Origin of the sequence: Nocardia puris (genome assembly GCF_003315035.1) — a bacterium.
GTDB lineage: Bacteria > Actinomycetota > Actinomycetes > Mycobacteriales > Mycobacteriaceae > Nocardia > Nocardia puris.
Window position 1 is genome coordinate 10,680 of record NZ_QNRE01000001.1, and the last position, 13,407, is coordinate 24,086.

The window sequence follows — 13,407 nt, forward strand, 5'->3', positions numbered from 1 at the left end:
GACCATAGCAGTGCCGATCCGGACGAAGGGGACCTACGTCCGGCCCTCCGCCGCCGCACACGGCCCGGAAAGTACCGCTGGTCACAGTCCGCTCCCAGGCATTAGGCAAGGCTTTCCTGCATCCGCGCGCACTGGATACACTGCGCGATGACTACCCACCCGAAACGATGCGTAGGGGTTCCTCTGTGCCCGAAGACAGCCTGACCGGCGACCGTCCCGAGACGGTCGCCGACCCGAAACAGGCCAAACAAGCCGAGAAGGCGGCGCGCGCCGCGATCCTCGCCCCCGTACGCGGGCGCCTGGCGATCGCCAGCGCGATCGTGTTCGCCTCCGCGGTGTGCGCGGTGCTGCCCTTCGTCCTCATCGTCGAGGCCGCCCGGCGGCTGCTCGACGGCGACACCACCGCCGTGTGGCAGCCGGTGCTGGTGGCGCTGATCCTGCTCGGCCTGCGCGGCATGCTCTACTCCGGCGCGCTGCTGTGGACCCACGTCATCGACGCCGACAACCAGCTGCACCTGCGCCAGTCGCTGGCCGACAAGCTGCGCCGGGTGCCGCTGGGCTGGTTCGGCGCGCGCACCTCGGGTGAGGTCAAGAAGCTCCTCCAGGACGACGTGGAGGCGATCCACTACCTGGTCGCCCACGCGCAGATGGAGTTCACCGCGGCCATCGTCACGCCGCTGCTCACCCTGGGCTACCTGTTCCTCGTCGATTGGCGGCTCGCGCTCGCGCTGCTGGCGCCGCTGGCCCTCTACGGCGTGGCGCTCGGGGCGATGATGGGCCGCAACTACGACGAGAAGATGCGCGAGTACACCGAGTGGGAGAAGCGCTCGGAATCGGCGACGGTCGAATTCGTCGACGGCATCCAGGTGGTGCGGGCGTTCGGTCAGGCCCGCCGCGCCCACACCCGCTACCGCGAGGCGGTCGAGGGTTTCACCGACTACTTCAAGGCGTGGGCGACGCCGATGACGCGGATCGAAGCGTCGGCGAGCCTGCTGCTCAACCCGGTGTTCCTCATGGTGGTCGTGCTGGCCGTCGGCCTGCCGCTGGTCTCGGGCGGCATGTCCGCGCTGGACCTGCTGCCGTTCCTGCTGCTGGGCCTGGGCCTGGGCACCACGGTGCTCACGGTCGGCTACTCGGCGCAGTCGCTGCGCCAGGCCGACGCGGCCTGCCTGCGGCTCCACGAGCAGATGCAGGTCGCCGAACTCGAGGAGATCGACCCGGTCGACGCGCAGGTCGTGGAGCCGGGGAAGGTCGTGTTCGAGGACGTGCAATTCGGCTACCACGAGGGCCACGACGTGCTGAAGGGCGTGTCGGCGACGCTGCGGCCGGGCACCATCACCGCGCTGGTGGGGCCGAGCGGGTCCGGCAAGTCCACGATGGCGAAGCTGCTGCCGCGCTTCCACGACGTCACGCGGGGCCGCATCACCATCGACGGCCAGGACATCCGTTCGATGCCGCAGGAGGACCTGTACCGGCTCGTGTCGTTCGTGTTCCAGGACGTGCGCCTGCTGCACGACACGGTGCGCGCGAACCTGGCGCTGGCGCGGCCCGACGCGAGCGCCGAGGAGATCGAACGCGTCGCCCGCGCGGCCCAGATCCACGACCGCATCCTGGAACTCCCGCGCGGCTACGACTCGGTGATCGGCGACGACGCGCGACTGTCCGGCGGTGAGGCGCAACGACTCTCGATCGCGCGGGCACTGCTGGCCGACGCGCCGATCCTGGTGCTGGACGAGGCCACCGCGTTCGCCGATCCGGAATCGGAGGCGGCGATCCAGGACGCCCTGGCCGAACTGGTGGCCCGGCGCACCGTGCTGGTGATCGCGCACCGCCTGCACACCATCACCGGTGTCGACGAACTGCTGGTCCTCGAGGACGGCAAGCTGGTCGAGCGGGGCACGCACGACGAACTGCTCGCGGCCGGCGGAACCTACCGCGGGCTGTGGGACGCGAACGAGGCCGCGGTCCGCGACCTCGGCGAAATCGAGGGAGCCGCACGATGATCCGCCAGATCACCCGCCTGGTGCCCGAAGAGCACCGGCCCCTGCTCCCCCGCTACGGCGCCGCACTGGTGGTGCTCTCGGTCGCGCAGGGCATCGCCTACGTGCTGCTCGCGCCGCTGCTCGAGGACGTCTTCGCCGACCGGCTCGACCGCGCGGGCTGGTGGCTCGCCGGCATCGTGGCGGCCTACCTGGTGGTGGCCGCCGCCAGCTTCCTGCAAGCCCAGATCGGCCTGCGCATCGGCGTCGCCCTGATGCGGCACCTGCAGATGCGCCTCGGCGACCACCTGGGCGCCATGCCGCTGGGCGCGTTCGGCCCGTCCACCTCGGGCCAGGCCTCGCGCCTGATCACCTCCAGCACCCGCGAGGTGATGGGCGTGTTCGCGCACCTGCTCACGCCGCTGGTCACCGCCGTGCTGGTGCCCGCCACGGTCGCCGTCGGCATGCTGTTCATCGACTGGCGGATCTCGCTGGCCATGGTGGCCAGCGCGCCCGTGCTCTACTTCGTGAACAAGTGGGGCGGCTCGCTCTACGCGCACGCCACCGTCGGCCAGCACCAGGCCGCCGCCGAGGCCAATTCGCGGGTCATCGAATTCGCCCAGGCGCAACCGGTGTTGCGGGCGTTCGGCGCCGACGACTCCGGCACGCGGCAGCTGCGCACGGCGCTGCGCGAACAGGGCGAGGCCACCCGGCGCTCCATCTGGGCGTCGGTGCCCGGCCTGGTGATCTTCTCGTTCGTGGTGCAGTTGACGTTCATTCCGCTGGTGTGGCTGGTGATCTCGCTGTCGACGTCCGGCGATATCTCGGTGCCGGTCGCGATCGCGCTGATCGCCGTGAGCTCCCGGTTCGTCGAGCCCCTGAACCAGGCGGCCGAGCTGTCGACCGCCATCCGGCGCGCGATGGTCGCGGTGAACAAGATCAACAAGTTCCTCGACACCCCGGTCGTCGCCGAGCCGGCCGAGCCCGCGGAACCCGCCGACGCCGGCGTGCGATTCGAGGACGTCAAGTTCGGCTACCGGCCGGAAGAGCCGGTGCTGCAAGGGGTCTCGTTCGAGGCGCCCGCCGGCACCACCACGGCGATCGTCGGGCCCAGCGGAGCGGGCAAGACCACCGTGTTGCGTCTGGCCGCGCGGTTCTACGACACGAACGCGGGGCGCATCCTGCTCGGCGACCGCGACGTGCGCGACCTGACCTCGGAAACGCTGCTGAACCAGGTCTCGCTGGTCTTCCAGGACGTGTACCTGTTCGACCAGACCGTGCTGGACAACATCCGCGTGGGACGGCCCGACGCCACCGACGAGGAGGTGCTCGAGGCCGCCCGCACCGCGCGGGTGGACGAGATCGCCGCGCGGCTCCCCGACGGCTGGGACACCCGGGTCGGCGAGGGCGGCACCGCGCTGTCGGGCGGTGAGCGCCAGCGCATCTCGATCGCGCGGGCCCTGCTCAAGAACGCGCCCGTCGTGCTCCTGGACGAGGCGACCAGCGCCCTGGACCCGCAGAACGAGGCCGCCGTCGTGCGCGGCATCCGCGAACTCACCCAGGGCAGAACCGTCCTCGTGGTCGCCCACCGCCTCCCCACCATCCGCCACGCCGACCAGATCCTCTTCCTCGACGAGGGCGGCATCGTGGAACGCGGTACCCACGACGAACTCCTCGAAGCCGGCGGGCGCTACGCGGCGTTCTGGTCCGAGCGCACCCGCGCGGCCGGATGGAGGCTCACCGCCGCCCGCGGCTGAGATCGGTTATCCCGGCGAGTCCCCCAGGGCTTCGAGCGCTGATGCGCTTGTCGCCCACGGGAATTCGTCGCATTGGGGTGCGGGCCGAGCGTCGCTCGGCCCGCACTCCCGGGAAACACCGGCGCTCAACGCATTCCGGACCGCGCTCGCCCTACCTGTCGGCCGATCGCCGATCCGTGCTCATCGTCCGGCTCGGCCGCAGAGCCGGAGCGCTCGGGCGAGCGCGGCCAGCGCGGCGACGCAGAACACTGTCCGCACGAAATTGCCGATCACCCACGGGGTTTCGAAATCGTCCCGGGCTCGCGCGAGGTCGGTGGGCTCCGCGCGATCGATCGCCTCGTTGAGCGGAAGATGCAGCCCGCCGGTGATCGCCAGCACCACCATGTAGAGCAGGAGCGCGGCGACCGTCCAGTACAGCGCGGGTCCCGGCGCCCGCCACGCCACCAGCGCGGCGGCTACGGCCGTGAGCACGAGGGCGGCGGTGAAGAACAGGGGGAACACCGGGTTCTCGTTGAACCGCTGCGTGATCAGGACGAACGTCTCGTCGTCCACGCCGGACAGGTTGGGCATCACCGCGGCCGAGAACGTGAAGTTCAGGCCCGCCACGAGCGCCATGACCACCAGCGCGGCACCGAGCCCGAACCCGGCTCCCCCGCCGGTCGCGGCACGTACCGGAGTGTGGACTTGCTGGCTGGTCATCGGACTTCCCTCTCGTTCGGATCGGCTTCCTACATCCACTTTCCGCCACGAAGGGCGAACAACCAATGTTCGTTCATCGCTGATCCATGCTTGTTCGTCCACCGCGTCTGGACGATCGAGCACCACGCGAGCAGACTGAGCCCATGCGCGGCGACGATCCCTGGACCACTTCCGACCCCCTGGGCGAGGCCCTGCATTTCCTGCGCATGTCGGGCACCTTCTACTGCCGGTCCGAGCTGACCGCGCCGTGGGGACTGCGTTTGTCTCCGGAGCCGGGGTCGATGTGGTTTCACGTCGTGAACACCGGGCGATGCTGGCTCGACGTCGACGGCCACGAGCCCCGCCAGTTGCAGCCCGGCGACTTCGCCCTCGTCCCCCACGGCGAGGGACACCTTTTGCTCAGCGAACCGGGATCACCCGCCGCACCAGTGGAACAGCTGCCCTACGACTACGCCAGCGACCGCTATGCGATCCTGCGCCACGGCGGCGGTGGCGCACCCACGGGTATCGTCTGCGGCACAGTGCGTTTCGGCCATCCGGCCGCGCGCGACCTGGTGGCGGCGCTGCCCCGCACCATCGTGGTGGACGGCGCGCCGGACTCCCCGACCCCGGAATCGGAGTGGATGTACAGCACGCTGCGGCTCATCGCCGCCGAGGGCAGGCACCTGCGCCCCGGCGGCGAAGCGGTGATCACCCGGCTGTCGGACATTCTCGTCATCCAGGCCATCCGCGCGTGGATCGCCCGCGAGGGCGACCGCTCCGGCTGGCTGGCCGCGCTGCGCGACCCCCGCATCGGACACGCCCTCGCCCTCGTGCACCGCGACCCCGCCCGCCCGTGGTCGGTGGCGTCCCTGGCCCGCGAGACCGCCATGTCGCGCTCGGCGTTCGCGGCGCGGTTCACCGAACTGGTCGGCGAACCGGTCATGCGGTACGTCACGCGCTGGCGCATGCAAGTGGCACTGGACCTGCTCCGCCACGAAGACGTCGCCGTCACCCAACTGGCCGGCCGCCTCGGCTACGAATCCGAAGCCGCCTTCAGCCGCGCCTTCAAACGCACCCTCGGCGTCGCCCCGGGCGCGATCCGCCGCTCCCCCGAGTTGCCGGTATACGCGGCAATTACCTGAATCCGCGGGCAGATTCGGTATCAACTCTTGACACCGGCAACACCCCAGGACGACCACGAGCACCGCCGCCGCGCGACAATGCCGTCCATTCGATTTCGGCTGCCAGGCAACAACTCTCAATCGTTGCTTGCCCGGTTTCTGGTGATGACAGACCGTCGGCACGGCATTGTTTCGGGACGAGGAGCGCACACGATGGCTGTTCGGTTCAAGCTCGGTTGGTACCCACCCGTGGTGGACGGCCCGCTGGGTAGAGAGTACGTCGGCTACATCCCACGTATGACCGAAGCGGCAGATTCTAACCGAAACCACTGGTCGGCGCGCCGGTGATCGCCGTTGTTCCCGTGATTGGTGCGGCCTGCGGGCCGATGTGAGACTCTGAGATTCGTTGCCCCGTGCCGGATTCGGCGCCCGCGCCGCTGCTCGCTCGACAGGATGACCGCGGATGGACGGACACCTCATCCGCTCAGCTCGCCACGCTCGCGGATGGTCTCAATCCCAGCTCTTGGCTGCCCTGCGGAGCCGGGCTGTGCTCGAGCACGTCACGCTGATGAGCCCGGCGTCGCTACGCGTGGCGTTGTCGCGGTGGGAGAACGGGCACACCGCGCCCGACCCGGTCCATACCCGGCTGTTGTGCAGCGTCCTGGAACTCTCGCCCACGAACCCGGCTGGGCCGATGGATGAGCAGGATGAGCTCCGCGACGATTCGCTGTTCGGGGTCCTGGCTCACCACACCAACAGCCTGCGGTTGCTGGACCGGCGCCTCGGCGCGCCGTTCGTGCGGGCACAGACCGCTGGTCACGTGGCGGCGCTGGAGGCGATGTGGGAGAGCCGATCGGGTGCCGATCGGCGCACCGTCGCGCTGGTGCAAGCTGACACTGCGGCGCTGGCGGCCTGGGAAGACCTCGATGTCGGCGACCACGCCGCAGCGAACCGGCATTTCGGGCTGGCCAGGCAGGCCGCGTCACGGTCGGGGGATTCGACGCTGCTGGCGCACGCGCTCGGCGAGCACGCGGTGATGCTGTCGGAAACCGGGCATGCCCGCCGGGCGTTGGCCCAGGTCCGGCGCGCGGAATCCCTGCCTGGCCTGCCGATGCTGTTGCGGGCCTGGCTCGCGGCGACCCGCGCGCAGGTCGCCACGTGGTGTCCTGGTGAAGCCTCGACCGTGCGTGAGGCGATGTCCGAGGCGGAAACAGTGCTCGCCCACGCCCGACCGGGCGACGAGGTTGCGCTGCCGTTCCTCGCCCTCAACGAGATCCATCTTCAGCGGTGGAACGGGCATCTGCTGGTGCGGCTCGGTGACCGTGCGGCCGGCCCGATCGCCGAGCAGGCGCTGGCGGGGTTGCCTGCTGAGTTCGTGCGGGCCCGCGCCGGGCAGGTGCTCGACTTGGCCGAGTACGCCGCGCGCACCGGCGATCTGGACCAGGCGACGGCGCGGCTGACGGCAGCGTCGCGGGCCATTACCGAGGTGGGGTCACGGCGTCTGCGTTACCGTCACGACCTGCTCGCGCGGCGCGTGCGGGAGCTGAGCGGCAGCCGGTAGCGCGGCGAGCATCCCGACAGCGGTCGCGGTGCCCAGCAGCTGGCCCGCCGCGAGCAGCTCGCAAGTTTCGGTCAACGGCACCCACACCAGGTCGGCGGCTTCCTCACCGTCGCTCGGGGCGGCGACTTGGCGCGGCGCGCGGCCGATGAAGATGTGATGGGGGGTTTGCACCAGACCCGGCATCGGCTCGAGAACAGCCACCAATTCGAGGGAGCCGACGTCGAACCCGGTCTCTTCCAGCAGTTCCCGGCGGGCGCACACCTCCGGCGCTTCACCCGGTTCGACGATGCCGCCCGGGGCTTCGAACCCGAGTGCGCCGACGATCCACCGGTGCCGGTGTAGCAGCAGTGCCCGGCCGTGGTCGTCGACGACCACGGTGCAGGCCACGGTGTTGAGCCGGACGGCGTGATGGGTGCGCGCCACACCGTCGGGGGTGGTGATGTCGTGCAGGCTCACCCGCAGCCAGGGGGACGCTTCGTAGACGGTGCGGTCGGAATGCACGTCCGTGCGGGGCGGGGAAGCCATGTCCTCACGGTACCGGCCAGACGACTGGTTCCGGGTCGTCGTGCTACGGGTTGCTACCTTCCGGGCGCCGTGCCGGGCGTCGATTCTTGGAGTTACGACGTTGTCCGGCAAGGGATTCGAGGTCAACCATGATGACTCCACCGACTCAGCAGGGACCGGCACCAGCGCGATCGGGGGTGGGGCGTCGGGTCGCGGTGATCGGTCAAGGACACATCGGGTTGGTGGTGTCGGTCCTGGCAACCGAAGCCGGCCACAAGGTCCTCGGCTACGACACCGACCCTCTGCGGATCGACCGGATCACCAGCGGCGGCGAAGATCTCGGCGACGTGCCCCGCGACCGGCTGGCCACGGCGCTGGCGACCGGCCGGTTCGCCGCGACCACCGACGCCGCCGCGCTGGACGGGTTCGAGGTCGCGGTCATCAGCGTCTCGACACCTCTTGCCGCGGGCCGACCGGACCTGCGGAGCCTCGAGGCCGCGGCCAAGACCGTCGCCTCGCACGCGCGCCCCGGATGCCTGGTGATCGTGGAATCCACGACGTGGCCGGGCGCCACCGACGAGATCGTGATCCCGGCCCTGGAGTCCTCGGGCCTGCGGGCCGGGGTGAACCTGCATGTCGGGTACACGCCGGAACGGATCAACCCCGGCGACGGGATCGATGCGATGGTCACGATCCCCAAGATCGTCTCCGGCTCGGACACGGCGTCGCTCGCGGCGGTCGCCGTGTTCTGGGAAACCATCGTCGACACCGTCGTCCTGGCCCCGGACATGCGAACAGCGGAACTGGCCAAACTCATCGAGAACACCTTCCGGCTGGTCAACGTCTCCCTGGTCAACGAGATCGCCCACCACGGGCGCGACCTCGGCGCCGATGTGTGGTCCGCGATCGAGTTGGCGGGCAGCAAACCCTACGGGTACATGCCGTTCACCCCGGGCGTCGGTGCGGGCGGACATTGCATCCCGGTCGCACCCCGCTACCTGGCCTGGCGGATCGGCGAAACCGGCGGCGCGGCGGCGGACCTGATCGAGACGGCGTTGTCGGTCAACGACGCTGCACCGGTGTGGGTGGCCGAACGGATCCTCACCGGCCTCGCGCAGCGCGGCATCGGCGCCGGGCAGGCGGTCGTGCTGGCGGCGGGGATCAGCTACAAACCCAACATCGGTGACGTGCGGGGCTCGGCGGCCGCCGCGGTGATCGCGCACCTGCGCGGCTGCGGGGCTCAGGTGCTCGTCTACGACCCGGTCGCCGAGTCCGCCGCCGAGGTCCTGCGGGTAGTGACACCGGAACTGATCGCGGCAGTGTCCGCGGTGGCGGTGCTCGTCGGCCACGACCAACTCGACACCGCAGCGCTGGCCGCCGCCGATTACGTCTTCGACGCCTGCGCCATCCTGCCCCGCAGCTCGAATGTCGAATTCCTCTGAGCAGCAGGTGATCTGAGGTGAACTCGGGGATGAACAGCCGGTTGGGTCGGCGGCGCACGTTGCGGTCGGCGATCCTGGCCCACGACAACGACTACGGGTTCGATCCACGAACGCCGCACTGGCCGGCGCCTCCGCTGCGGGTGTCGTGCGTGGTCCCGTACTACGAGACCGGTCCGCTGGCGATCGAGTGCGTGCACCGGCTCGCCGCGGCCGTCGCCGCCTACCGCGCTGGGATCGGCCTCGGCGCACCGGCCGCCCAGATCGTCGTGGTCGACGACGGATCGAGGACCCACCCGTTCCCCGCCGACGCCGCGCCGGGGCTGGTGCGGGTGATCCGGTTGCCCCACAACCAGGGCCGAGCCGCCGCACGCAACACCGGTTTGCGGGCCAGCCGCGAGTTCGACCTGGCGCTGTTCGTCGACTCCGATGTTCTGGTCCACCCCGACCTGGTCATCGAAACCTGTCGGCTGTGGCAGCCACCGACCACGCGACCGGGGCCGGCGCCGATCGTGGCTTCGCTGATGTCGACCTACCGGGCCGGCGCCGAGAAGTTCGCACCCGCGCGGGCGATCTCGGCGGCGTCGATCACCGCGGACTGGCGGTTCTCCTGCCGGTTTCAGCCGTCGTGGATCGCCGATCCCAGCGACTGGATGTATGTCGGGCACCGCTTCAACCTGGTCCCCGCCACCAACTACTTCCGCAGCTGGCACGGCGCGGTAGGTCCGTGGCTGCTGCCGAACATGGTGCTCGGTGGCTGCTTCGCTGTCCCGGTGGGCCCTGCGCTTGCCGTCGGCGGCTTCGACGAAGCCTTCGCCCGCTACGGGTTCACCGAAACCAGTCTCGCCGCCCGGCTGACCGCCTCCGGCGTCCCGGTGATCCCCCAGATCACCGTCGCCGCGGTGCACGTCGAACACAACCCGGCCCACCACAACCAGCGCGACCGCGACACCCACCTGGCCACAGCGCACCGCCGGTTCTTCACGGAGTTCCTCGCCCATGACCTCGACTGACCACCACCACACCGCCACCGCACTGGCCGACCGGCTCGCCCACACCGGCGCCCTGGTCAACCTCGTCTTCCACGACATCGCCACCGACTCCGACGGGTTGTGGAGCCGGTTCGACACCACCATCGACCGGTTGCACGCGATCGTGGCATGGTGCCGTGACCTCGCCCTGACCAGGCGGGTCCGGCTGTATTTCGACGACAACCACCGGTCGCTGTTCGACCTGGTGCTCCCCGCCCTGGACGTCACCGAGTTCGCCGAAGTCGTCGCGGCCGTCCCGGTCGCCTCGATCGGACGCACCGGCCACGGCACCACCACCGACTTGCGAGCGGCCACCGCCCGCGGTGTGCGAATCGCCGCACATGGGTTCTCCCATACCCGTCTGGCCAGTTACGACCCGCACGGGGCGCTGCTGGCGACACCGATCGGCGGCCGATACACCGACCGGCCCGGCGCCGGACAGCACGACCCGGCCACCGAGAACGAGGTGCTGTTCCAGCTGGTGGAAGCCAAAGAACACCTCGACGCACTGACCGGGGCGTGCCGGGAGTTCGTGTTGCCCTACGGCTGCCACAACCCGGCCACCCTCGCGCTGAACCAGCGGTTCGGCCTCTACCCGCACCTGACCACCACCGACCCGGGCATCGACACCGGGCAGCTGTTGCGGCCCCGGTTCCTGCTCACCTCGGACGACACCCCGATCACCCTGGCCCAGCGCATCACCGAGGAAGCGAGCACATCATGACCGACACCGCACCGCGCGTGATCGCCTTCGAAGGCATTCCGTTCGCCGGGAAATCCACCGCCGCCACCGAACTGGCCCGCCAGCACCCCGAGGTCAGGGTCGTACCCGACTACCACGAGATGCTGACTCCGACCGAGCGCGTGCGCATCGCGCAGCTGTCGGATTCGGCTGACGACCAGCATCACCGGGTCGCAATGTATCGGGACCTGGACGACCGCCGGTGGAAGCAGGCCGACGAATCCGGCAGCCCGACAGTGATTTTCGACCGCTGCTACCTGTCGATCGCCGCCTACCGGATCGCCCTGCACACCGCCTTCGGCCTGCCCGGCGACCCCGACACTGCCGGGCAGGCACCGGCCGCGGTGTGTGAGCGGACCATCCCGCCGGTCGTGGTGTTCTTCGCCGTCTCGGCTCAGGCGGCCGTCGAACGCCACCACCGGCTCGCGCGCACCATCGATACCCGACTACGTACACACGAGTTCCTGTCGACGCTCATCGACTCCTACCGCCAGGTCCTCACCGCCTGCGATGCCCGCGTCCTGGTCGTGAACTCCAACCAGCCCTTGGCCGAGGTCGTCGCCCACGCATGCGAGTGCGTCCGTGATGTCCTCTGACCGGGTCCGATGGGTGAGCGCCGCGGTGATGCTGGTCAACGGGGTGTGGAGCACCTGGTGCGCACACGCTGCCGTCCGCGGGTTGCGGCGGCTCGCCGACCAGCGCGAATCTGTCCGATCCGAGCCCGGGCGGGTCGCGGCGGGCAGCGATATCGTGGTCGTCGTGCCGATGCTCCACGAAGCCGACCGCGCCGCCGAGTGCGTGGACCACTGGTGCAAACTCCTCGCCGACCACCCCGAACTTCGGTTGTGCGTCCTCACCACCGACCGCGAACGCCACGAACGCCCCGAAGGACCGCACAGCTGGGACGCGGTCACAGCCGCCGCGAGCTTTCGCCGCGCCACTGTCGCCGGTCGCGCGGAACTGCTGCACTACCCGCGCGTGAACCGCACCTACGGTGAACAGCTCGGCTGGGCCCTGGACCTGCTGACCACCCGTCCCGCGCCGCCGGACCACCTCTACGTCGCCAACATCGATTCCCGGCTCTCGCCCCACGGCTGCGCCGAGATCGTCGAACTCGCCGCCACCGTTGCGGTGGCGCAGCAGTCCAGTGTGTTCTTCGGCAACCTCGACGACCTCGGGCCGGTCGCGACCGCCGAAGCATTCTACCAATCGCGGTGGAGCTTCGAGCACGAGATCTTCCGCTACCTCGCCGGGGCCGGGCACCTGCACTGTCTGCCGGGTTGGCTGCGGTCGATCTGGTACCAGCACACCGTCGGGCACGGCCTGCTCATCGCGACTGCCACCTATCGGCGCCTCGGCGGGCTGCCAAGCCCGCGCCACGGTCTCGAGGACGCCGCCCTCGGCGTCGCGATCCGCGAAGCCGGCCTGCACATCCACCCGTTCTCCACCCTGGAATGCGGTGACGCGCCCTCCTCGGTCCGGGAATTGCAGCGGCAGCGCTCGACCTGGATCCGCGGACCGCTGTGCAGCAGCGAATACCCGCGCACCCGCCGCGGCCACCTCATCGCCGCCCAAGGCACCTACGGCGGCGTCAAATGGGCGCTGGCCGTGCCCGCCCAGGTGATCACCTTGATCGTGGCCTCACCTCGCCAGCGGGTCATGGCCATCCTCGGATGGCTCCTCGCGCTCTACGGGCCGCTCATCGCGATGCTCCTCGGCCTGCGCCGGCTCGACTTCCCCAAGCGCCTACCGGCCCCGGCGCAGGCACATCACCCGGGCGATCCTCTACTACCCAGTCGCTGCGGTGAGCTGCTGGGCCGGTGGACTGCGCGGAGCAGCGCTGCTCGCCCGCGACGTCGCTCGCGGCCACGCACCGATCCAGCCTCGGACCCGGGAGACCGAATGACCAACCGTGTCGATGCCCCAGTGCAGTGCGTGCTGCCGATCTTCGGCACCTTCGTCTTCTTCGACTGGTACAACACCCTGTCCACGGCCCAGTTCTGGGACTCGATCCTCGGCAACCAACGCCACCCCCTCGCTGGCCCGCTCAACGCCGCGCTGGAAGACCTGTTCCGGGGCCGCAAGGAATTCGTCGGCTCCTGGATGCGCGGGCAGGTCACCGACGAACAAGTCATCGACACCCTGAACCTGACCCTGCCCCGCGGCTACAGCAACGACTACCTGCTGCGAGAGTTGCTGCGCGACTGCCGCAACGCCAAGATCAACCCCGACATGGCCGACATCGTCCGAGCCCTACGCGACCGGGCCTTCCTCGCAGTCGCCTCCGACAACATGGAATGCTTCGTCCACGCCGCACCCCGCGTCCTAACCGGTGAGCTGCGCATCGACGAGCTGATCGTTTCCTCCTCAGTCGGATCGCTGAAAAAGGAGTCCCCGGACCGGTTCTTCGGCCCGACTCTGGACCGCTACGGGCTGACCCCCGCCGACGCCGTCCTCATCGACGACTGCGCCGACACCTGCCAGATCTTCCGCGAATGGGGCGGATCGGCCTACCACTTCACCGAACCCGGCCAACTCCGCGCCGACATCGCCCACCTCCTGCCCGAACTGGCTGGCGTCTGACCTCGCGGA

At 69.9% G+C, this 13,407-nt stretch carries 11 protein-coding genes; 9 read left to right on the forward strand and 2 right to left on the reverse strand.

Annotation, left to right across the window (positions count from 1 at the left end; genetic code table 11):
• The first annotated feature begins 185 nt into the window (after positions 1-185).
• Together DFR74_RS00050 and DFR74_RS00055 are read left to right on the forward strand one after the other, a co-directional pair.
• The gene (locus DFR74_RS00050; RefSeq protein WP_232331799.1) at positions 186-2,003 is read left to right on the forward strand and encodes an ABC transporter ATP-binding protein; all 1,818 of its coding nucleotides are present in this window, start codon (positions 186-188) and stop codon (positions 2,001-2,003) included.
• The gene (locus DFR74_RS00055; RefSeq protein WP_067510977.1) at positions 2,000-3,736 is read left to right on the forward strand and encodes an ABC transporter ATP-binding protein; all 1,737 of its coding nucleotides are present in this window, start codon (positions 2,000-2,002) and stop codon (positions 3,734-3,736) included. Before DFR74_RS00050 ends, DFR74_RS00055 begins: the two co-directional genes overlap by 4 nt.
• 180 nt (positions 3,737-3,916) lie before the next feature.
• Here DFR74_RS00055 and DFR74_RS00060 read toward each other — a convergent pair whose 3' ends face one another.
• Positions 3,917-4,435, reverse strand: a complete 519-nt coding sequence (locus DFR74_RS00060) for a DUF1772 domain-containing protein (protein WP_084537849.1) — start codon at positions 4,433-4,435, stop codon at positions 3,917-3,919.
• Positions 4,436-4,578: 143 nt separating this feature from the next.
• On the opposite strand from DFR74_RS00060, the gene DFR74_RS00065 reads away from it, so the two are divergent.
• Complete coding sequence (locus DFR74_RS00065; protein ID WP_067510976.1) at positions 4,579-5,559, forward strand: AraC family transcriptional regulator; 981 nt, start codon at positions 4,579-4,581, stop codon at positions 5,557-5,559.
• A 526-nt stretch (positions 5,560-6,085) separates the two neighbouring features.
• The gene (locus DFR74_RS00070) at positions 6,086-7,099 is read left to right on the forward strand and encodes a hypothetical protein (protein WP_067510975.1); all 1,014 of its coding nucleotides are present in this window, start codon (positions 6,086-6,088) and stop codon (positions 7,097-7,099) included.
• Here DFR74_RS00070 and DFR74_RS00075 read toward each other — a convergent pair.
• A complete protein-coding gene (locus tag DFR74_RS00075; RefSeq protein ID WP_067510974.1) occupies positions 7,031-7,624 on the reverse strand; it encodes an NUDIX hydrolase in 594 nt (197 codons plus the stop codon). The two genes, DFR74_RS00070 and DFR74_RS00075, sit on opposite strands and share 69 nt — an antisense overlap.
• 131 nt (positions 7,625-7,755) lie before the next feature.
• Between DFR74_RS00075 and DFR74_RS00080 the strand changes: the two genes are divergently transcribed.
• Genes DFR74_RS00080 through DFR74_RS00100 form a run of 5 tightly spaced genes read left to right on the forward strand, consistent with a single transcriptional unit; the run spans position 7,756 to position 13,398 of the window.
• A complete protein-coding gene (locus DFR74_RS00080; RefSeq protein WP_067510995.1) occupies positions 7,756-9,045 on the forward strand; it encodes a nucleotide sugar dehydrogenase in 1,290 nt (429 codons plus the stop codon).
• A gap of 29 nt (positions 9,046-9,074) precedes the next feature.
• Positions 9,075-10,055, forward strand: a complete 981-nt coding sequence (locus tag DFR74_RS00085; RefSeq protein WP_147265707.1) for a glycosyltransferase family 2 protein — start codon at positions 9,075-9,077, stop codon at positions 10,053-10,055.
• The gene (locus tag DFR74_RS00090; RefSeq protein ID WP_067510972.1) at positions 10,042-10,797 is read left to right on the forward strand and encodes a polysaccharide deacetylase family protein; all 756 of its coding nucleotides are present in this window, start codon (positions 10,042-10,044) and stop codon (positions 10,795-10,797) included. The genes DFR74_RS00085 and DFR74_RS00090 overlap by 14 nt, the downstream gene beginning before the upstream one ends.
• Entirely contained in the window at positions 10,794-11,411 is a 618-nt protein-coding gene (locus DFR74_RS00095) for an AAA family ATPase (protein WP_067510971.1), read from the forward strand. The genes DFR74_RS00090 and DFR74_RS00095 overlap by 4 nt, the downstream gene beginning before the upstream one ends.
• A 13-nt stretch (positions 11,412-11,424) precedes the next feature.
• Positions 11,425-13,398 (forward strand): HAD family hydrolase, encoded by a 1,974-nt coding sequence (locus DFR74_RS00100; protein WP_067510970.1) that lies wholly within the window; start codon positions 11,425-11,427, stop codon positions 13,396-13,398.
• Positions 13,399-13,407 lie beyond the last annotated feature (9 nt).